Here is a 19,872-nt window from a genome sequence, read left to right on the forward strand (position 1 = left end):
AATGGAAGAAAATTCAATAATTGATATAATAAAAAATGAATTGCCTAAAATGGGGTTAGTTGATCGATTTTTCTATTTAATTAATAAATTAATCCTAGATTATAATGATGAACATTACTTAGATAATATTCCTTGGAGAAACGAATTATCAGATTTTGAAAAAGAATTCCATAATGGCTATGAAGAGCCAGATTACGAAAAATTATATCATCAAGATTTTATGGAATTCTTATTTTATGATATTGATAGAAATACGTTTTTACAACATTATGGCAATAAAGATTTACAAGTTTTTATTCTTCAAGAAATAAGGCTTATAGTCTCGATTTTCAATCAAAAATTTGCTTTACAACTCTCATACTTAACAAGTAAAGTATATTTAAAGAAATATTATTTATCAGATGATTCAGATTTTTTATTAATAGCCCCATTTTTTTATAATAGTGAAAGTTTAAAATCAGCGTATATACATGAATTAGCCATAAGTGATGTTGATGAAAGGGTATTTCTGATTGAAAAATATATAGCTTCTATTAGGGAAATAGAGTATAGAATAAACTCACATGTAATTTGGGATGCTGGCAAAGAAAATGAGAGAATGAATTCGGAGAAGGATTTATTTCCCAGGCGTAATTCAATAAATCTTTACTGGTTCACAGAGTTTTTGAACGAAATATCCGGATCGCCATTAAATAGCAATTTTGATTCAATTTTAGGAAATGAGAAAGACAATATTAAGGAAAAATTGGTCTTAATAGGATTACATCCAGAATCATTAGTTAACTTAATTTGCTTTGTTTTAAAGAAAAACGAAAAACAATCAGTTAGAAATTTTATAGCGAATTCCTTTAAGTTTAATACAAATAAATATAAATTTCAATATGAAATCACAAAGGATATTCTAGTATTAAAAAGTAATGAGGATACTATAATAATTTGCAAAACTATTCTATTACTTATTGGGCTTAATTTCATCCAAAACCAAAGTGCATCATTTTTACAGCGGATATTGATTGCTGCACTCAAGAAAAGAGGTTATAACAAGAGAGTTTGGCTAAGTGATGATTTAAGAAAATATATTTCTGAATGGATGGAATTAGGTATAAATGATTTAGTTAATGATATTGGGTTTTCATCTAAAGATGAGTTTACAAAATATATAAAAGATTGAATTATTTTAATGCTTAATATAAGATACTGTGCAGTTCCAACTTTTGAATGGGAATTCTATCGTAAGAACTTGTAAGATTCTTCTTAACTAACTATTTTAGAATTCATTTAATTAGAATAGCATGATAATTAGCCATGAAGAATTTCAAAAAGCTAGAAGAATTAGTAGGGCAATTCAAGAGTATTTAGACCAAACTGGCTTGCATGGCATAAGAAGTACTGATGTTTACCCATTATTAGCAAGAAAAGGATTAATTCAAAAGGATAGACATAATGGCGTTCATTTTAGAAATTACTTAAAACGCCTTCATAAAAGAGGGATGTTGAATCTTATACCACAATGTCAAGGAAGTAAAAACAAATCGAAATTTTATGAATGGCGATTTTACAGTGTACCTGATAATAAAATTAAATCAAATAACAAGTCTATAAACGCCAACAACCCAATTGTTCCAGAAATAACTCAATCCGAGATCGATGAATTAATATTAAAATCAAAATCTCATATAGATAAATTACCTAAAATCGATGCTTCTATCTTGCCGCCACAAGCAATTGAAACAAGAAAAACATATCCCAGAGCTTATGAGAAGTGGACAGAAAGAGAATTCGATATTCTGATAAGAGCATTTATAAAGTTCAAAAATAGTGACAAAGTTGCCGAGTTACTTAGAAGACAACCGAGTGTGGTTAAAAAAACAATCAAATTAAGATTACGACAAGGATAAATTACAAATGGATAAAAAAATTATAATTGCCGGTGGGAGAAATTTTAATGACTATGATTTTTTAAAAAAATCAGTACTGAATTTTATTTCTAAGTTTGACAAAACAGATATCGAGATTGTGTCTGGAGGAGCCAAAGGTGTTGATGCTTTAGGTGAACGATTTGCTAAAGAGCAAAATATCGAATTTGTAATTTTTCCTGCTGATTGGGCTAAGTACGGAAGGTCGGCAGGTCCAAAAAGAAATGCTCAAATGGCTAAATATGCCACACATCTTCTTTCTTTTTGGGATGGGAAAAGTAAAGGAACCAAATCAATGATAAATCTAGCTAGGAAGAACGATTTAGTTGTTGAAATTGTGTCAATAGATTAAATAGAAGAAAATTATAAGACGAACAAGCTTGTTTTGTAAACTACTTGTTCGATTTTTATGAAAATTAATCAAAGAAATTACTTATAAATAAAAATTGCATAAATACTAAATTCGATAGAAATTCCTATTATGAACAAAAGTTTAAGGGCGATAAAAGTAATTTTTACAATAGAAGATTTAAAACTATTTGATGACGTGGTAAGTTTGGACAATAATTATTGCACTTGTTATTGTATTGATGAAATACATCCAGATTTTGCTCTTTGTGGTAAATGTGAACTGGTGATTCCAGGTACAGATGAGTCAATAATTAAAACCTTGGTTAGTATTAAAGGAAACTATAACTTGTTAAAAAGTCAATAATAAATTTATCACCGTCAATATTATCTTTATCGAGCTTAAGAATCACAAAAAATCAATAATTTAATTATTAGCGGTGTCAATACCTTACAATATTTTTTGTTAAAATAATTGTCTATGGTAATATTAGATATTATTAATATCAATATTACCTGCATATCTATCAAGTATATCCCCTGCTTTAAAGTGCCTCTTACTAATTATTTTATTGGTTTTAAAGTCTAATTCAACTTCAACAAAAAAATTATAAAGAGCGAACAAGGAGAACTTTTCTTTAGGTTCGATATGATGAGTTAAGAATGTACCATTTTTCCAAAGGTCTTTCCATTGTTCCTCATCCTTTAGCATCATATATTCATAAAGACCCATATTATAAAAATACGGTTTATAATTGTTGGACAGAATCTTTCGACCCATTTGATTTGTGCTATGTTATTTATGTAGTTGCATTATTTTTCTCACTATTTTGAAAAGTTAATTATTAAACGATGAAAATAAGGAAGATGAAAAAAATATCGTGCACTCTACAATAAGGGAAGAAAATACTGATAACAAATAAGAAGAAAGCTCTTGCTTATGACACAATTTATTCCAAAACATAACTTTAAAAATGATTGCATCACCTTTCAACAAAAAATAAAAATCTGATAAAGGATATTGTTAATTTAGCAATTCGACAAAATCTCATTAAAAAAATACTAACCAAGAAAGTCCGTTTGGACTTTCATAATTTGACCTAAAAAACTATAAATTATACACTGTGTTACATGCAGTTTCTTTATTCCAACGTGATGTTCTTTTCTTCTGTAAGTTGAAAAGCCTTTTCAAAGTCTGTTATAGCTTCTATCCATGAGTAATTCTTTTTTCGTCCGTGTTTAACCATATTCAATAATTTTCGTCCGTTTTGAAGAATTGTAACATCTTCCTCGTCTAAGGCTAAATGTTTTCCTAGATTATGAATAATCGTTTGAAAGGTTTCGCTTTTTTCTAGACTTTTAAATTTATTAGCGTGAATGCGTATAGTGATTTCATAAATTGCTAATTGGTAATATATTTTATCCGAAACTTCTTTATCTACAAAAATGCCATATTCCGCAATACATTTTTCATAAAATACTTTCATGGATGGTCCTGCCATAACCAATCCAATAAAACCTAAATCATCTTCTCTTGGATTAGGATTAACTTTAATAACTCCGTCTCTGTAAACAACCATTTCCGTGATACAACCTTTAACTAATGAAATAAAATCCGGATAATTACCATGTCTGATGCAGGCAAACTCTTGTTTGAATTTCATCTCTGTTTTTTGCGCCTTCATCACCTTTAGCATGTAACCAACTACAATTCCGATAATCATCTGTTGTCTTTTCATTTTGTGGTTATTGCTAGTAACGGCTCCGCGTATGGAAAGTAGCGCTGAAAATAAGCGTTATATTTTCGGATTAATAACAAGCCGAATTTTTAAATTTTACTATTTGTTTTTTATTTGAAATTGTCAAATTTAAAAATTCGGGGACTTTCAAAAACACCCAAACCATAGATAGTGTTGTAAATTAAACTCTCACGACCACCTGTCAATAAATCCATTTTTCTTCGCATCATAAATTCCCAAAGCGTATCCAAACCTCATTGATGAGGCAAAACCTAAAGTAATCCAAAATGTTAGTGTAGCCTGATAATCAATTAATTTTAAGTTTAAAGAAACTACAAAATTTTCTGAAAAATATTGAATGAAAAAACTTAACCATACCAAAATCACAAGTAAAGCTAATAATTCGTTTATTTTAGAAACAGAATAAAATCTGTTACCCTTATAATGAACGGTTTTATAAAGCGGACCAGAAATAAAATTTTCTAAATAGTCAATATGCGCCTCCCAATTTTCTTGCCAGCTTTTACTTCCTTTCATTACTAAGTACCACGCTATTGAAAATAATAATCCGAGAGCAATTAAATATAAATCTAATCGTAAATTAATTGCAGTTTCATTACTTTTTGAAGTCAATAATGTTATTAAACCTCCAAATATTAATACTATAAACCCCCAAAAATAGGCAGCTCTTGTCCAGAATTTGTTTATTTCGAAATCTCTATTATCCCACGCTTTTTGGTATGCTTTTTCGAGCAAATCATTATTTTCTGCTTTGTATTCGCCAGTTTCATCTTTTTCAACGCCAAAACTTTTGAAATACATTTCATCATCTAGAATATTATACACATATCTTTTTCGAAATATTGGTGAAATCAGTTTTTGAATTTTAGCTTTTAGTTTCAATTTTTAAAATGTTTTTATTAGATGTAATTTTTTTTATTCATTGCCAACATTTGGGTATATAACATTTGTTAAATATCCTTCCAAAATAAGATATATATGACACATTTTTCATTTTATATTCTAAATGCCGCAAATTAAAATTTCCTTTTGCTATACTATATAAATAGGTTGAAAATAGAAAAACTAAATTTTATAATTACATTCTAGAACAAAAAAAAGGGTCATATGACCCTTTCATCTTTCATTGAGCTATGCTTCTCTCTAGTGATTACTATGCTATCGACAAATCTTACGTCAAAGTAATTACAGGCTATTTTCAATTTTTTACTAACGACAATATCTGCTTCAGAGAATTTTGTTTGACCGCTAGGGTGATTATGAACTAGTATAATGCCCGTAGTAGGTAACATGATAGCATTTCTAACAATGGCTTTTATTGGTACTAAACAGGCTGTATCTGTTCCAGAGCTAGCATGGTGTACATTTATAACTCTGTTTTCATGATTCAGATGAATCACCTTGACAACTTCATGATCGTCCATAACATGTTCGAAGTAGGGTCTAATAAAATCTGCTGAGTCGTCTGAACTAGAGATTTTTTGAGCTAGTTGTTCAGTTCGTTTGTAGTTTACGGTTAACTCGCCTACCAAATTCTTGTAAATGGTCACTTTTTTCATTTCAAATGATTTTTAGATTGAACAATATTTGCGCAATCACAAGGGGTAGTGAAATTTCAGCTCTAAAGGAAACGGAATAAATAAGAGCGAATTATGAGCCTGGTTTATGCCGTAGTCTTTTGATGGGAATATTTTACGTGCTTAACTTTGTGTAGATGTTGATAAGATATTCTTTTCTTTTATCAATAGACAATTATTTCAAATTGTATGGTTGATCTTAAAACTTGTCAATCAGGTTATTTATTTAGGTCGAAATCTTCAAAATCTTTTAAGTCCGGTATATTCCTGAAACTTTTAGGGCTACCAAACTCGTTAATTTGGGAGAGAATTTCCGATTTCCAATCATTACTAGTATTTATCACGACCAGTGGCCAAGAAATAGCAATACGTACATAATGAGGGGTTATGTCAAAAAAAGAAATATTTCCGCAAGTGCAACTTGGCTGAGGATTAATTTGATTGCCTATGCTATATGTGGTTTCACAAATTAGACAGGTTGATGAGTGATTATCACTCGTGAATGTTTTTATCTCCGTGTTCATTTAGATATAAATTTTATATTAATTAGGCATTTGACATTTATGAATGTCTAATAAAACTGATATAATACCTATTATTATTAAACCCAGATTAATAATAATGGTTTGTTAATTTATTTGTTTGTAATCGATTTATTATAGTCTTCCATTTCATTAGAAAATTCTTTTAAAACTTTTTTAATATCTAAAATTTTCTTGATTACCTTAATTACTTATTTAATGATTTTAAAGCCTATTATTATTGTTAAAGGATTATGCTTATACCTAAAATTTAAGTATAAAATGTAAAAAACAATAAATTAAATATTATAAGTTTATTAATTTGTAATCATTATTAATGTGTTTGGAATAACAATCATTTTTTAAAAAATAATTAATATGAAATTTTATAAAAACTATTTAAAGAGAAATATATCGAGTATATATTTTCCCTTTCTTTGGGGGAATTGCCCCACAGTTTTATTGCTTGTGTACGTATATTTTATTTCAGAGACACGTACTATCCCTACTGATTTTGTTCCCGCAATATTATGCTTTTCTTTTGCATGGTATATGAGCCTTTTTACTATGAAAACAGATTAAATGATTTGACCAAAACATCCTTTTAATTAAAAACAAATATCTTGTTATGCTACAAACAATTTGCGTTGATATGGATGATGTCATGTGTGATTACACAAAAATATTCAACAATCAATTAAAATTAAACCCTGAACAAAAATTTCCACAAAGTGTTCAAGGTTTTTTTAAAAATTTACCTGAGATTGAAGGAGCAATTGAAGCTGTGAAGCACTTGAACTCTATTTCTGGTTTTCAAATTTATATACTAACAGCTCCTTCCGAAAGAAATCCGCTATGCTACACTGAAAAAAGAATATGGATAGAAAATCATCTAGGTTTTGATTTCGTGAGTAAGCTTATTATTTCATCTAATAAAGGATTAATAAAAGCGGACTATTTAATCGATGATTATATCGAAGGAAAAGGTCAGGAAAATTTTGAAGGCACCTTACTTCAATTCGGTTCACACAAATACCCTAACTGGAATGCAATTCTAGAATATTTTAAATAAAAATCACTTGCCCCAATTGGCTAATTGTTCTTTACTAAACAAAGGTCGCTGTCTTGGAACTTGCTTATCTTTATGCCTCTGCATATAATCGTCTTTAAAATCCTTTAGTCCACCTTCGTAGGCTATCCTACCTGCTTCTTCATCTCGTTCTCTTAGCAATCTATAGTCTGTCTGCCAACATTTAAATCCTTCTTCATGTTGGTCTAAGTAATCAAAATCTTCAAGTTCAAATTTATCTATGTAGCTCATGTTCTTGTTTTTATGGTGTTAATATTTATTTTTTAGTTATTTGAAAATAGCAGTAAAGAGGCAGACTTATGTAATATGAAATTAGCCAAAAAATGCTTGGTTCAGATGAAAGCCTTATGACCATTGGTGAAATTATCCAAAGCATGATTAATGCTCTTCTAACATAAGGTGTGTTTAGTGTCATATTTATTTTTTTGGTTTAATTTCTTTGAAAACTATGTTTCCCTGGTTAATTTCAGTGACTTTATTATTTAAAATGTTATTTATATTACTCAGGTGAGTAAAGGGTATTCTCAGGAAATTATGGTTTCTCCTTTTAGCGAAATCAGTTTTTATTTTATCACGTTTTTTAACATTAATATGCTTTTTATTACCACCAAATCTAGCTATTGGTTTATAATGTTGTTCGCCATCAAATTCTATTAAAAGATTTAAGTCTGGAACAAAAAAATCAAATCGTAAAGACCGAATATCTTTGCATCCATCAAAGGATTGATTTTGGCTAAACTTATATCCTTTATTAATTAGATATTTAGCAACCTTAGCTTCGCCTTTGGATACCTTTCCGCAACATGGATTAAAACCTCGTAAATGATTACTAATAAACTGTTTGTGAATTCCTTTTTCAAAATGTTTTTCACAAATAAAAAATCCAATATTATGGTGTTTTTTTGATCTTCCAAGGAAGATGAAATTCCCCAATACTTTATTTGATAAATTTTGAATTTGATCTTTTGAAAATTTATTAGGTGGCGCTGTTTTACATTTACACTTTGGACAATTTGATTTTCTTACAAAAACCGAATTAATATGGAGTGCTTTTTTTATATGACCATGAAGCTCACATTTAAATATTCCAAATCGTGAATTATTAGACTTTCGTCTTATCATAGATAATTTGCTTTTGTTTCTAACTAACCTATTATTTATTTCAACAAGACTTAGTTTATTTGGAGGTTCAAAAACCCTTTCATCATGACAATTATTACATGGATTATTTTTTTGATTTGAATGTAGAACATTACCTAAATATTTAGCTGTTGTTTTACCATGAGATTTGCACTCGAAATGAGCTTTTTTCTTATCTACTGGATGATAACTATGAAATTTTATAAGCATATTAAATTTTTTATCAAGCCTTTTATTGATTTCTGAAATTGAGTTTTTTCTTGGTCTTCCCGCTTTCTTTCTACATACTTTACAGGGGTTAATTCCCTTTATATGGCTATTAAGATATTGCCTATTCTTAGTGTTATGTTCTGAACAAAAGAACAATCCGTAGCGGCTATTTTTTGCTCTTTGAATGAATTGGATACATTTAAAATGTTTCTTTGAAATATTTTGTATCTCAGTATCACTTAATTTTTTGCTCATAAAGAAGGAAAGTTTAATTAAATAGTGTCTTTGCTATCCTATTGATTTCTGAATAATTATTATCCAAATCAAACTGAGATATTGAAGTTGATAGTTTTCTAATATTCTGTGCGTTATAGTTTTCTTTATGTGCCTTTTCTTTTTTCAATTGAATATGTTGATTGTGAGATTTTTTATCACCTATTATGGAATAGAATTCACCGGGCTTAAGTTTTAACAGTTCATTACTTGTTACAGTGTACCTTTGTTGTATACTTTCAGATTGTCCGTTATTCACTTGCATATTGCCTGTGTTTAATAATTCAGAAGACTTTCCCTTACTCTTTGTTTTGAACACCTTATCATATTTTCCAAATAGTTCTGAAATCTGTTTCATACTTTCTACATTGGTAGTTCTACCGTAAAATTGAGAACCAAGATTACTGATGATAGTTTGGGCTTTTTCTTTACCGTATTTATCAAGTATTTGTGTGTAATCTTGAGTGGTAAACACAGTGGCAATTTTATTACTTCTTGCCGTTGCCGGTATTTGTTCAAATTCTGGAATAAACAGAGTTGGTGCTTCATCAAGAAATATGGCGCTTTTATGTCTATCAGCCACATTCATCTTTTTTAAGCAATTATTTATTATCATTGATATCAAAGGAGCATAAAAACTGGGCAAGCTTGAATCGTTAACTATACACAATCGATTTGGTTTTTCTGGGTCGTTTAATTCAGGTGAGAAATCACTCTTCGATAAAATATAGAACAACTCTTTTGAAGTGAATTTTGCAAGGCTACCTTGTAAAGAGCCTATTACACCTGCTACTTGTTTCTCCGCTTTTAATTCAATTACATTTTTAAGAGAAGATATATAAGGTAATGCTTCAAATTCTGTACTTATTTTTAAGATTACTTTATCTATACTATTATTTGAAAGTCCTGCTATTATATGGGGGATGGTACAATAATCTGGTTTATTATTTTTCAGAAAAATTACAATTGAAGTAAAGAGGTTGATTGCTTCATCTAAGAAGTAATTATTAGTCGTTTTTTTAATTGAAGCAGGATTAAGATTATAAAACAAGGTTTTAGTCAATTCAACTACTTCTGCAGTATTTCTAATATGCGATGGGTTTAATGGATTGAACCGATCACTTAATAAGGGTTCTTTAAAATTTAAGGTATTGAATTGATTTATATTTTGAGTTTCCATCACTTCATTTGCAAATGGAGTAAGTTCCCCTTTGAAATCATAGATGATAAAAGCAAAATTGTTTTCGATACATTGCTTCATCATGGGTTTTAATAAACTCTCTGTTTTACCGCTTCCGGCACCACCCTGAATATAAATTCCGGCAAAAGGATTTTTAATTTCTACATTTCTCTTTTTAGTTGCTAAAATGATATTTGATAATTCTTGTGATTTCTTCCTTCTTATAAATTTAGAGCGTAAAAAGCTAAACACTTTAGGTCTGTAAAAAAGTAACGAAAGCTTTATGACACTTGTAGTTATTGCGAAAAATACATACCAGGTTATATCTATATTGAATAGTAAGCCTAAATCTAAAGTGGATGGTATAGAAGCTATACAGAGTACAAGGTATAGTTTGTACAACCATTTAGTTTTCCAATTTTTAAATAGCCTGAATGTTAACAATATGCTGATGATATAAGAGAATACTAGGTAAGACGTGATTTTACCGAATGGAGTTGAAATAAACTCATTTAGTCTGCATAATTCATATGCTACATCCATATGAATTATATAGAGAAAGGAGTTCTTTATAAAATTAAATAGCAGAAATATTGCTCCTATTATTATAAAACCTAAGGCGCTTTTACCTAAGCCTGAAGTTTCTTTGTTTGCTTCTGAAAGTGACATGTTATTGTGTTTTAAATTCCTAATTCGTTTTGTGAGTTTTTTGCTTTGGCTATTTCATTATCCTTCTCGATTGTTTTTATGATTTTGGCTTTTTCAGAGGGACTACCATTTTTTAAAATATTTTGATTTTTAAATTTTTCTATTTCTTTTCGCTTGTATTGAAATTGTTGGTCAAATGCTTTTTCATTGGCTTGAATCCATTCTTTTCTGTCAAATCCAACTTTATATTCATTGCCTCCTATTTTTCTAGTTTTATTACGTTCATTAGCCATAGGCGAAAGCTTTAGCTTTTGAGTTTTATCTTTTCTTGAAACAATTAGATGAATATGGCTTTGTAAACCTTTTTTATATTCGCCAGACTTAACTTTTCCTTGTTGGACTTCTTTATCTGTGCCCTTGTATTTCCTCATGTGCTCCACCTTGCCATAGTACACCAGATCTCTTCCAGTTTCTAAGCCCTTGTCCTTACGGTTAAAATTTTTGGCATAATTGTCCATAGCCTTTTTTGCATAGTCTTGTATAGCTTTGTTAAAGGCTTTGAATTCTTTTACGTTCAAATCTTTAATGTTCTCGATATTTTTGCCAGATACCATCTTTGCTATTTGCTGTTGTTCCTTTTCGCTAAAGCTGATTGTAGGAGCAAAAAATTTAGCATCCTCTTTTCCTAATTTCTTTTTATTATTATCAATACTTGAAATGACTTCTGTATGACTGACATCAGATTTTTCATGATTAAAAAACTGTTGCTTCATAGATTCGATTTTCATTTTACTATCGTGGTCTTTTTCCTTATCAGACATTTTATCCAATTCTATATTTTCCTTTTCTAAATAGTTTGCTAAACTTGAACAAGAACCCGTATTATTTCCTCCTGTAGAACTATGTGTTTTAGATATTGGCACAACTATTTTAGTATCGATTGTACTCTGTTCAATAAGCCGGTTTTATTTTTAGAATCTAAAAACAGAACTACCTCTAAATGCACCTGTCTTTGCTTTCTAATTTCTACTAGAATATTCTCGAGCTTCTCATTTGTTTCATTTAGTTTGGAGTTTAAAAAGTCTCTTTCTGCATGTACACGATCATTATTAGATTTATGATATTGGTAAATATCGGCTCGCATAGGTTTTAAAATATCTCGTTCTTGAACCTTTAAAAAAGAAACAATTCTATTGTCTAATTTTTTAACCAATATGGACGGATTATCCTTTAATGGTTCATTAGGATTGATACCAGTTTTCTTAAAAAACTGAATCATAGAACCTACTAATTGACCGAAATTAGAATTGAATTGAACTACCAATTTAGAAAGGTCCTTATGGGCGATTTCATTAACTAAGATGCTTTTTTTAGACATGGTTTATATTTTAAAGTGCTTATTATCAGTTAAATAGATGGTGTTTTATAAATATTCTATAAATGGATATATTATGTAATTGTGTTAAATATTTGAATATGAGATGATTAACCTCGTAGAGCAAGTCGGAGACAGGGGTATTGCCCCTGTCCGACTTGCTTTCTTTTTAAGAAACCTCCACTAAGTAGTCATTGACATCTTTGAAAGGTTCATATTTAGAAGAGCAATCTTGGGCAAAAGAAAATTTTTCCATTACTAGATTGGTTGTTTTTTTACCTGCATCATCGTTATCTAAGTAGCAATCTATATGGCTATATTTAGATAAAATTGACCAGCAATTTTTCAGCTGTGATATGGAATTTAAAATCAAATAATCTTCATCTTTATTTCTTGAAAAAAGCTCTTTGTATGATAAGAAATCTAAAAAGCCTTCGAACATAAGAAGCTTTTGATTTCCATTATTAAAATGTGTTACTCCCTTGTTGCCTAGACATCCTTTAAAATATTTATTGCGTACTTCATAGCCACTTACATCGTTTTTAAAAGCTATTGCAAAATAGGTTTTGCCATTAATCTTGTAATGTATTTCTCTGCAATAGGTTAATGCTACTTTTGCAGTAATACGTCTTCTGACCATGTACCACAATAAGACATCATGTTCCAAGTTAATTACATCTTCAATAACATAGTTTGGTGTCAAATTTTTAGTAGAATTATTTGGCTTTTGAAAAGAAAAACTATTTGAATTGCTTAGAAATTCTAAAGTTTCTTTTACGGTGTAGCCAGTAATTTTAATAACCAAATCAATAACATTACCACCGACAGCTTCGCCATGATCATACCAACGGTTAAGTTTTATGTCCACTTTAAATGATGCTGTTTTCTCGTACCTGAATGGGCTAAGAAACCAACATTCTTCTTCTTTTGTTTTTTTAGGATAAAAACCAAGTCTTCGTAGGGTATCTATAATTGATATATCCCTAGCTGTTTTACAGTTTAGGTTGTGATGTTTTTCTTTTTTCATGATTAATAGTGTTTTAAATTAAAATTGAGGTTTTGATGATAATTGTTGATATTAGCGGTGTGAATGGGCTTTGCCCGGCTCATCAAATTTTCATCAATCATCAAAAAGCCCTTTTTTCTTCATCAGTATTTTTTTGATGATAGTTTGATGATAAAATGATGACGGTGTAGTTAATTGATTTTCAATTAGAAAAATCACTCTATCATCATTTCATCATAAATTTTAAGTATGTACTCTTTCTGAATGATGAAGTATCTCCCTTTACGATCTATCTGAACAAATTCACCATAACTGGTATATTCAAAACCTTGATAAGAATTAGCATTGTTAGAAGGTGTTAGGTTCCATTTCTTTTTTAGAATCTTTCGAATATCATTCATGGCAAAATACTTCTTGCGTGACTTCCCTAAATTCGAAACAATTTCTCTAGGTGTTGCTTTTAATTGATCTTCGGCAAATGAGTCAAACAGCTCGTAGAACAAGAATATCATCTCACGCTCTATTTCATTATTATTAAGCCATACCAGTTTTTGTAATGCTTCAGTCTTAAGCTGCTTAGGTGTAAACCACATACGGGTGGTTTTAGGCGTGCTAAATGGTCTGTCGATTAAGTATTGAAGAAAGGCAGGTATTTCTTTGTATAGCTTGCTTAAGTACTCGGTATCCTCTGTTTTAAAAGGTATCACCTTGCGAACCCAAAACCGTATCTCATCACTATCTATTAGAATGAAAGTATCTTCGTTGTTACTACATAGAATGAATTTGCCAAAGAATTCAATTTCTTCCCTGTCCTTCCCTTTAGCTTCCACCTTATCTTTATCTGTTGTTGAGAGGTATTTAAGCCTTTCGGTAATTTCTTTTTTATCAAAGAAAACTTCATCTACAGCTATTATGGTTTTACTAGCCCAATCGGCATTAAATTGACTGGAGAAGCTATCCCCTTTTATATAGGTCATGTTCTCACCGAAAATGGCTTTAAGCCATTTAATGAACGTACTTTTTCCGGTACCTCGCTCTTTACTTACCAAACAAAGTATAGGTAATATCTGAGTAGGTTTCACGAAAATGAGCTTCAAATAGTCCAAACCTAGTTCGTGTTGCTCGCCAAAGATGTGCTTCACAAAATCTAAAGATTTCTCTACACTACCTTTTTTTGGTTTTTGTGGCAACTCATGATAGGTATTATAAAAAGTACCTAGTATTTGCTGATAGTTCAAATGATCGGGTATACAGCAAAATCCATCTAGTTTAGGAATAACGGACAAATAATCTTTACCATGATCAGCTACAATGGTATCCTTATTCCAGCGTACCATAATGGGTGTGGTATCACCTGAAATTAATGGTTTATCAATATGTTTGTGATAAACGGTTCCAATTCTTAAATAGGGTGCTTTCTTTTTCATAGCACTCTATTTTCTTGCAGACTTGATTAAACTGTTGTTCTTTCTTGCCAAAGCAAGTAGTTCACTTTTAGAAAAGAAGATAGATCTGCCAATTTGAAAATAAGGCACATGTCCTTTTTTCTTCCAAGCTATAAGTGAGGTTACAGAAATACCTAGAAACTGGGCGGCTTCTTTTTGGGTGAGACGGTCTTCTTTGGGGAGGTTAGAATTACTTTCAATAATTTCCGTTTTACGAACTTCATCGATTACTAAGCGAACGGTACGTTCTAAATCTTTTTTATTGAAACCAAATAGAATAGAGTTTGACATAATTGAACTTTATTTAGTGTTATACTTTACAAAGGTTCAATCTATCTAGAGTAATAAAAACCCAACTCAATGAGGTTGGGGGATTGGGAGAAATTTATATAAATCTAATAGATTTTAGATTTAAATATTATTTCTATACTTCCAAGTCTATTTAAAAAATTTATTGCAATAGTGTTTTATTATTCTTTTGGCTTAGCATTAGCTAGTGTAAGTTGTAAATTTTTATGGCTTTCGTATTGCTTTTATTTAGGTTGTTACTTATAGTCTTTGATTTATAGTCAACAAATTCTCAAATTTACATTGATGGATATAAAATCTAAAATAGGTAACCGGATCAAAGAATTGAGAGAGATTAACAAAATGTCTCAAAAAGAATTGGCTTATAGTTCTGATTTAGATAGAAGTTATATAGCTAGTGTAGAAAATGGGCAAAGAAATATTTCAATTGTTAATATTGAAAAAATTGCCATAGCATTAGGAGAAAACTTGGTAACATTTTTCAACTCTAAAATATTTAAATGACATTACAAGATTGCGTAGATAATATTAAATCAACCGTAGAGAATGCTATTACAACCAATGGCACAACAGGAAAGACTTCGGTTATTAGATCTCAAGGAGTTATAAACTTACTGCATGAAGTAGTTAAGAGTTCTCTTATAAGTATTGGTATTGATGCTGCTTTAATACATCCACCACTAGGACAATCAAACGGAGAAAAAACATTAGCAGGTTTTTTGAAATTTAAAAAGCAAGATATTTGTGTTTTTCCAAATAATAAACCACAATTAACCGAACCTTTGGGTTTTAATGGATTATATGCAACTGGCGTAACCGAACCTTATGGTGAATTGTTTACAGAACATATTCTTTCTATTAATGTAAGAAGTCAGTTAAGTAGTATTGGCAATAATATTGATACAATGTATGAAAGAACTTATGCAGAGCCATTAAATCTTCATAGAAGACTTCCCAAAATGGTTTTGGGAGAAGTTTATTTACTTTCTGTTAGAGAACTAGATTCTAGACAGGTTGCTTTAAGAAATGTAGCTTATAAACCACATACAGCCTCAGTTGGACGGTATATTGAAAGATACATTAAGGGTTTCGCTGCCTTGAATATGAGAAATAATCAAAGAGATGATGACTTTAAATACGAAAGAGTAGCATTAATATTAGCTGATTTCTCTCAAACTCCGGTTAAGATTTATAAAAACAATGCAGAATTAATTGCTGATGGTATTTTACCACCTGGCTCAACTGCCGATATGACAAATTTAAGTTATGATGGTTTTGTAGATAGACTGAAAATGGTTTATGATAAAAGATTTGGTACAGGAATATTAACTTGATATTTATCAATAAGGAAATTATTAATTTTCGTCTGATCTGTTAATGCCTCAAATATTTCTATATCCTCTGTTGTAAATTCTGGAATACTAAATTTTTCAATGAAGTTCTTTTGGTAACAAGGAAACCCTCCTTGAATAGAAATACTGGTAGTACTTACGTAATAATCCATAATAGCTGAATTAAGTATTTTTTTAACCACGAATAAATTTTCTTCTTTAGAAAAATAGTTTTTATTTTTTTTATTAAAGTAAATTCCGTAACCATTTGTAAAATAAGCATCCTCTTCTGGAACAAATAAGAATCTTGGATGCTTACTAAATGTAGGGTTTATTATTTTTTTTCCAAATCTAGTAATCCCTTGTGTTCTTCCCCAAGCGTAAAATGGAGAGAATATTTTTTTTCCTTTCCCGCGTCCTTCTAATTTTTCTTTTTCAGATAGTAAAAACTCATAGCATTTAGGATACTTTACTTTAAACTTTTCTTCCAATATTGGAACAGCATTTTTAGAACTAGTATGATAAGGAGTAATAATTCTTAAAGTATTTTTTTCAATATCTTTTTGGCTTTTAAATTTAGAAATCTTATAAACAGGTTTTGTAATTTCCTTTTCTATTAAAAAAGTTCCGTTCTCTGTCGTTTTCGTTAAGTAACCATTTTTTTCGTTTGCAGAATCAACAAAGAAGACTTCATCCTTTAAGGTTGCAATTCCAACAGCAATATTAAAAAGTTGACTTATTGGAGTTCCAATAGTCTCAATAATTCTAATGTTTTCTTGTTCATTTTTTTTCAATAATCTCCATTTATTAACTTCTAAATTTTCCAAAAAATTCGGAGACCCATTTGCAGAAATTAAAAATTCAGAACAAGATTGTTCATCATCAATTTTATCAAATAAAATTGATTTATTAATCTTTTTATTAGCAAAAGTAATAGCTGTGTAAGTTTGTGCATCAAAAACTTTTTTATATCTAAAATCAACGATTCTTGTTACGCATTTTTTTTCCAAAAAATATTGACGAAGTGACAAACCTGCTAACGAAGTGAAATAATTATTTGGAGTAATATAACCTAGCTTTCCATTTTTGGACAATAATTTATAACCTAATTCAAAAAATGCAAAATATAAATTGAAAGTTCCTTTTTCAATACTTTTCCAATTATTTATTAAGTATAGTCTATTTTCGTCACTTAAATCTTGAAACTTAACATAAGGTGGATTTCCAACAATAGCTTCAAATTGATTATTCCAATTTGCTTTTAAGCTATCTTGATGATAGATGTTGAAGTCTGACTCTTGAATTATTTCATCGTTTAAAAGCCCGAAAAGGGATAAAATAATTTTGGAGCGTTTTATGTTATAATCTAATATATCGGAACCAAAGATATTTTCTCTAATAATTTTCTTTATACTTTTTTTATAAGTCTTTTTATAATATTCTACTAAACCGATTAAAAATGCTCCACAGCCACAACTTGGATCTAAACATTTATCATTATTTTTTGGAGAAATTTCTTTAATTATAAAGTCAACGATATATGTTGGAGTAAAGAATGCTCCATTTACTTTTCGATCGTTCTTTGGAATTAAAAGCTCAAGATAATTTTCTAAAAGCTTTAAATCTTTAATATCAAGTTTTGAAACAAGTACATATACTTCTGATTCAGTTTTAAAATTTTTAAATAATGCGGAAACTATCGGACTTTTGTCTAAATCTAAATTATTGATTTGAAGAAAAGAATAAATGAGATGTTTCTCAATGAGGTTTATCTCATAAGAATTAATTAATTCACTTATTATTATTTTATTCATTAATATTTTTTTGTTGACTATAAGTAACAAAATTAAACTTTTACCTTTGATTCTCCAAATCTTTGAGTTACGAAAATTATTCTCTTTTGGTTTTTGAAGTGTTGAATTTTAGTATTCAAAAAATAGAAATTTGCGGTTGGTTTTCAGCTAATGGATAATAAAATTTTCCTTTACTTGAACATTTAATACAATCACTATTTCTAAATATTAAAAATTGTTATAAAATTTTCCTTTTTAAATAAATATTACGTGCTTTCAAATGATACTATGTTAATTTAGTTATTTTAATGTATCTCATCCTTTAAAGTTAAATACACAACTTTTGTATTTACTAAAGAATATTTAAATATTTGATACTATTTTTGGCTGTTAAAGTCTTTCTATTACCTATTCGTTGGATTAAAAGTCTTTTTAAGGGCTATTATGAAATATTTTAAACTCTCCTTAGATATTTAAAATTGGAAGTTCTTTGATAAATAATGCAATATTATAAACATTTTAGATTATTTACATAGCATGAATTATTTTTTAATTGAATAAAAGAAAAATCCAATTCGAATCACAAAAAAGAGCCTTAAGTTTCAATTGAGAATCCATTTTCAGAAATAAGTTGCCCTAAACGTTGCCCTATAAAATAAAAAAACCCCTGAAATCAGATGATTTCAGGGGTTTGTGGTACTCGAGGCGGGAATCGAACCCGCACTCCGAAGAACTGGATTTTGAATCCAGCGCGTCTACCAGTTCCGCCACTCGAGCATATTTTATCGTTAAGAAACGACATCCTGTAAAACAGGACTGCAAAACTAAATAATTATTTTCTTTCCAACACCAAAAATATCAAGATTTATGCATTAGCAACCAAATTTAATTTTTAAATTTGCACCTCCTTAAAAACAAAAGACTCAATACTTTATTGAAGCAACTGTTTGGAAAACAATTAGAAAGACATGCCATACCAAGTTCCACAACCGAAAATATTTGCTTGTACACAAAGTAAAATCTTAGGCGAGAAAATCGCTAAGGCTTACGGAACGGAATTAGGTAAGATATCTTTTTCTCGCTACAGTGATGGGGAGTTTCAGCCTTCTTTTGAAGAATCTATTCGTGGAACACGAATTTTCATTATAGGTTCTACACATCCTGGTCCAGAAAATTTAATGGAAATGTTATTGATGATAGATGCTGCAAAAAGAGCATCTGCAAGACACATTACTGCGGTAATGCCATACTTTGGTTGGGCAAGACAAGATAGAAAAGACAAACCTAGAGTACCAATTGCAGCCAAACTGGTTGCTAAAATGCTTGAAACAGCAGGTGCTACTAGAATTATCACCATGGATCTGCATGCAGACCAAATACAAGGTTTCTTTGAAAAGCCAGTAGATCATCTGTTTGCATCTACATTGTTTTTACCATATCTAAAAAACTTAGGTTTAAAAGACCTTACTATTGCTTCTCCAGATATGGGTGGTTCTAAAAGAGCTTATGCATACTCTAAAGCTTTGGATAGCGACGTTGTGGTATGTTACAAACAAAGAGCCAAAGCCAATGTAATTTCACATATGGAATTAATAGGTGATGTACAGGGCAAAAACGTTGTACTTGTGGATGACATGGTTGATACCGCAGGAACTTTAACCAAAGCAGCAGATTTAATGATGGAGCGTGGTGCTATTAGCGTTAGAGCTATTACCACACACGGTTTATTATCTGGCGATGCATATGAAAAGATCGAAAACTCTAAGCTTACCGAATTGATCATTACAGATTCTATTCCTATTGAAGTTAAGAGTGATAAAGTAAAGGTATTGACCTGTGCCAATCTATTTGCCGAGGTAATGGATAAGGTTCATAACAATAACTCTATATCTTCTAAGTTCTTAATGTAAGATTAGAAGCAAAACAAGAATATTAATTTTTTATATATAT

Annotated in this window: 21 protein-coding genes and 1 tRNA gene; 8 read left to right on the plus strand and 14 right to left on the minus strand. The window is 29.8% G+C overall.

All coding sequences use genetic code 11. The annotated features are described in order from the left end of the window. Window position 1: 1 nt before the first annotated feature. The 4 genes from SJY30_RS11750 (at window position 2) to SJY30_RS11765 (ending at window position 2,631) form a co-directional block, all read left to right on the plus strand. Window positions 2-1,171 carry a hypothetical protein gene (locus SJY30_RS11750; protein WP_396632367.1) on the plus strand — a complete coding sequence of 390 codons (1,170 nt, stop codon included), beginning with the start codon at window positions 2-4 and terminating at the stop codon, window positions 1,169-1,171. A gap of 121 nt (window positions 1,172-1,292) precedes the next feature. Then, a complete protein-coding gene (locus SJY30_RS11755; RefSeq protein ID WP_396632368.1) occupies window positions 1,293-1,898 on the plus strand; it encodes a hypothetical protein in 606 nt (201 codons plus the stop codon). A gap of 7 nt (window positions 1,899-1,905) precedes the next feature. Next, window positions 1,906-2,268 (plus strand): DUF2493 domain-containing protein, encoded by a 363-nt coding sequence (locus SJY30_RS11760; protein WP_396632369.1) that lies wholly within the window; start codon window positions 1,906-1,908, stop codon window positions 2,266-2,268. A 129-nt stretch (window positions 2,269-2,397) separates the two neighbouring features. Beyond that, window positions 2,398-2,631, plus strand: coding sequence for a hypothetical protein (locus SJY30_RS11765; protein WP_396632370.1), 234 nt, complete (start codon window positions 2,398-2,400; stop codon window positions 2,629-2,631). 123 nt (window positions 2,632-2,754) lie between these two features. Here SJY30_RS11765 and SJY30_RS11770 read toward each other — a convergent pair whose 3' ends face one another. The 4 genes from SJY30_RS11770 to SJY30_RS11785 all read right to left on the minus strand — a co-directional run bounded on the left by SJY30_RS11770 (window position 2,755) and on the right by SJY30_RS11785 (window position 5,583). Beyond that, a complete protein-coding gene (locus SJY30_RS11770) occupies window positions 2,755-3,045 on the minus strand; it encodes a hypothetical protein (RefSeq protein WP_396632371.1) in 291 nt (96 codons plus the stop codon). A 361-nt stretch (window positions 3,046-3,406) separates the two neighbouring features. Beyond that, the gene (locus tag SJY30_RS11775; protein WP_396632372.1) at window positions 3,407-4,003 is read right to left on the minus strand and encodes a hypothetical protein; all 597 of its coding nucleotides are present in this window, start codon (window positions 4,001-4,003) and stop codon (window positions 3,407-3,409) included. A gap of 189 nt (window positions 4,004-4,192) precedes the next feature. Beyond that, entirely contained in the window at window positions 4,193-4,906 is a 714-nt protein-coding gene (locus SJY30_RS11780; protein WP_396632373.1) for a hypothetical protein, read from the minus strand. A gap of 221 nt (window positions 4,907-5,127) precedes the next feature. Then, window positions 5,128-5,583: a JAB domain-containing protein gene (locus SJY30_RS11785; protein ID WP_396632374.1), complete on the minus strand. Its 456-nt coding sequence runs from the start codon at window positions 5,581-5,583 to the stop codon at window positions 5,128-5,130. Between the two features lie 1,167 nt (window positions 5,584-6,750). Here SJY30_RS11785 and SJY30_RS11790 point away from each other — a divergent pair. After that, window positions 6,751-7,194, plus strand: coding sequence for a hypothetical protein (locus SJY30_RS11790; protein ID WP_396632375.1), 444 nt, complete (start codon window positions 6,751-6,753; stop codon window positions 7,192-7,194). Window positions 7,195-7,197: 3 nt separating this feature from the next. On the opposite strand, the gene SJY30_RS11795 is transcribed toward SJY30_RS11790, so the two are convergent. The 8 genes from SJY30_RS11795 to SJY30_RS11830 all read right to left on the minus strand — a co-directional run bounded on the left by SJY30_RS11795 (window position 7,198) and on the right by SJY30_RS11830 (window position 14,780). Continuing rightward, window positions 7,198-7,443: a hypothetical protein gene (locus SJY30_RS11795; RefSeq protein ID WP_396632376.1), complete on the minus strand. Its 246-nt coding sequence runs from the start codon at window positions 7,441-7,443 to the stop codon at window positions 7,198-7,200. 186 nt (window positions 7,444-7,629) lie between these two features. After that, window positions 7,630-8,817 (minus strand): hypothetical protein, encoded by a 1,188-nt coding sequence (locus SJY30_RS11800; protein ID WP_396632377.1) that lies wholly within the window; start codon window positions 8,815-8,817, stop codon window positions 7,630-7,632. A gap of 13 nt (window positions 8,818-8,830) precedes the next feature. Further along, window positions 8,831-10,684 (minus strand): type IV secretory system conjugative DNA transfer family protein, encoded by a 1,854-nt coding sequence (locus SJY30_RS11805; protein ID WP_396632378.1) that lies wholly within the window; start codon window positions 10,682-10,684, stop codon window positions 8,831-8,833. An 11-nt stretch (window positions 10,685-10,695) separates the two neighbouring features. Next, window positions 10,696-11,586 carry a DUF5712 family protein gene (locus SJY30_RS11810; RefSeq protein WP_396632379.1) on the minus strand — a complete coding sequence of 297 codons (891 nt, stop codon included), beginning with the start codon at window positions 11,584-11,586 and terminating at the stop codon, window positions 10,696-10,698. Window positions 11,587-11,588: 2 nt separating this feature from the next. Next, a complete protein-coding gene (locus SJY30_RS11815) occupies window positions 11,589-12,041 on the minus strand; it encodes a BfmA/BtgA family mobilization protein (protein WP_396632380.1) in 453 nt (150 codons plus the stop codon). A gap of 166 nt (window positions 12,042-12,207) precedes the next feature. Continuing rightward, window positions 12,208-13,065: a toprim domain-containing protein gene (locus SJY30_RS11820; protein WP_396632381.1), complete on the minus strand. Its 858-nt coding sequence runs from the start codon at window positions 13,063-13,065 to the stop codon at window positions 12,208-12,210. Between the two features lie 194 nt (window positions 13,066-13,259). Continuing rightward, a complete protein-coding gene (locus SJY30_RS11825) occupies window positions 13,260-14,471 on the minus strand; it encodes a DUF5906 domain-containing protein (RefSeq protein ID WP_396632382.1) in 1,212 nt (403 codons plus the stop codon). Window positions 14,472-14,477: 6 nt separating this feature from the next. After that, window positions 14,478-14,780 carry a helix-turn-helix domain-containing protein gene (locus tag SJY30_RS11830; protein WP_396632383.1) on the minus strand — a complete coding sequence of 101 codons (303 nt, stop codon included), beginning with the start codon at window positions 14,778-14,780 and terminating at the stop codon, window positions 14,478-14,480. Window positions 14,781-15,083: 303 nt separating this feature from the next. Here SJY30_RS11830 and SJY30_RS11835 point away from each other — a divergent pair, with 303 nt between their 5' ends. Both SJY30_RS11835 and SJY30_RS11840 read left to right on the plus strand, forming a co-directional pair. After that, window positions 15,084-15,302 (plus strand): helix-turn-helix domain-containing protein, encoded by a 219-nt coding sequence (locus tag SJY30_RS11835; protein ID WP_396632384.1) that lies wholly within the window; start codon window positions 15,084-15,086, stop codon window positions 15,300-15,302. After that, window positions 15,299-16,132, plus strand: coding sequence for a hypothetical protein (locus SJY30_RS11840; protein ID WP_396632385.1), 834 nt, complete (start codon window positions 15,299-15,301; stop codon window positions 16,130-16,132). The genes SJY30_RS11835 and SJY30_RS11840 overlap by 4 nt, the downstream gene beginning before the upstream one ends. On the opposite strand, the gene SJY30_RS11845 is transcribed toward SJY30_RS11840, so the two are convergent. Beyond that, a complete protein-coding gene (locus SJY30_RS11845; RefSeq protein ID WP_396632386.1) occupies window positions 16,096-17,943 on the minus strand; it encodes a class I SAM-dependent DNA methyltransferase in 1,848 nt (615 codons plus the stop codon). The two genes, SJY30_RS11840 and SJY30_RS11845, sit on opposite strands and share 37 nt — an antisense overlap. A gap of 673 nt (window positions 17,944-18,616) precedes the next feature. Continuing rightward, window positions 18,617-18,699 (minus strand) — tRNA-Leu (locus tag SJY30_RS11850). A 191-nt stretch (window positions 18,700-18,890) separates the two neighbouring features. On the opposite strand from SJY30_RS11850, the gene SJY30_RS11855 reads away from it, so the two are divergent. Next, a complete protein-coding gene (locus SJY30_RS11855; RefSeq protein ID WP_396632387.1) occupies window positions 18,891-19,832 on the plus strand; it encodes a ribose-phosphate pyrophosphokinase in 942 nt (313 codons plus the stop codon). The last annotated feature ends 40 nt before the right edge of the window (window positions 19,833-19,872 follow it).

The sequence above is a fragment of the Maribacter sp. R86514 genome, assembly GCF_044597005.1.
Taxonomy (GTDB): Bacteria; Bacteroidota; Bacteroidia; order Flavobacteriales; family Flavobacteriaceae; genus Maribacter.

Bases quoted from the DNA above. Each gene is read 5' to 3' on its own strand.
- SJY30_RS11790 (WP_396632375.1), top strand. From the start codon at position 6,751: ATGCTACAAACAATTTGCGTTGATATGGATGATGTCATGTGTGATTAC.
- SJY30_RS11760 (WP_396632369.1), top strand. From the start codon at position 1,906: ATGGATAAAAAAATTATAATTGCCGGTGGGAGAAATTTTAATGACTAT.
- SJY30_RS11765 (WP_396632370.1), top strand. From the start codon at position 2,398: ATGAACAAAAGTTTAAGGGCGATAAAAGTAATTTTTACAATAGAAGAT.
- SJY30_RS11855 (WP_396632387.1), top strand. From the start codon at position 18,891: ATGCCATACCAAGTTCCACAACCGAAAATATTTGCTTGTACACAAAGT.
- SJY30_RS11775 (WP_396632372.1), bottom strand. From the start codon at position 4,003: ATGAAAAGACAACAGATGATTATCGGAATTGTAGTTGGTTACATGCTA.
- SJY30_RS11815 (WP_396632380.1), bottom strand. From the start codon at position 12,041: ATGTCTAAAAAAAGCATCTTAGTTAATGAAATCGCCCATAAGGACCTT.
- SJY30_RS11785 (WP_396632374.1), bottom strand. From the start codon at position 5,583: ATGAAAAAAGTGACCATTTACAAGAATTTGGTAGGCGAGTTAACCGTA.
- SJY30_RS11830 (WP_396632383.1), bottom strand. From the start codon at position 14,780: ATGTCAAACTCTATTCTATTTGGTTTCAATAAAAAAGATTTAGAACGT.
- SJY30_RS11805 (WP_396632378.1), bottom strand. From the start codon at position 10,684: ATGTCACTTTCAGAAGCAAACAAAGAAACTTCAGGCTTAGGTAAAAGC.
- SJY30_RS11800 (WP_396632377.1), bottom strand. From the start codon at position 8,817: ATGAGCAAAAAATTAAGTGATACTGAGATACAAAATATTTCAAAGAAA.
- SJY30_RS11825 (WP_396632382.1), bottom strand. From the start codon at position 14,471: ATGAAAAAGAAAGCACCCTATTTAAGAATTGGAACCGTTTATCACAAA.
- SJY30_RS11840 (WP_396632385.1), top strand. From the start codon at position 15,299: ATGACATTACAAGATTGCGTAGATAATATTAAATCAACCGTAGAGAAT.
- SJY30_RS11750 (WP_396632367.1), top strand. From the start codon at position 2: ATGGAAGAAAATTCAATAATTGATATAATAAAAAATGAATTGCCTAAA.
- SJY30_RS11835 (WP_396632384.1), top strand. From the start codon at position 15,084: ATGGATATAAAATCTAAAATAGGTAACCGGATCAAAGAATTGAGAGAG.
- SJY30_RS11755 (WP_396632368.1), top strand. From the start codon at position 1,293: ATGATAATTAGCCATGAAGAATTTCAAAAAGCTAGAAGAATTAGTAGG.
- SJY30_RS11845 (WP_396632386.1), bottom strand. From the start codon at position 17,943: ATGAATAAAATAATAATAAGTGAATTAATTAATTCTTATGAGATAAAC.
- SJY30_RS11820 (WP_396632381.1), bottom strand. From the start codon at position 13,065: ATGAAAAAAGAAAAACATCACAACCTAAACTGTAAAACAGCTAGGGAT.
- SJY30_RS11770 (WP_396632371.1), bottom strand. From the start codon at position 3,045: ATGGGTCGAAAGATTCTGTCCAACAATTATAAACCGTATTTTTATAAT.
- SJY30_RS11795 (WP_396632376.1), bottom strand. From the start codon at position 7,443: ATGAGCTACATAGATAAATTTGAACTTGAAGATTTTGATTACTTAGAC.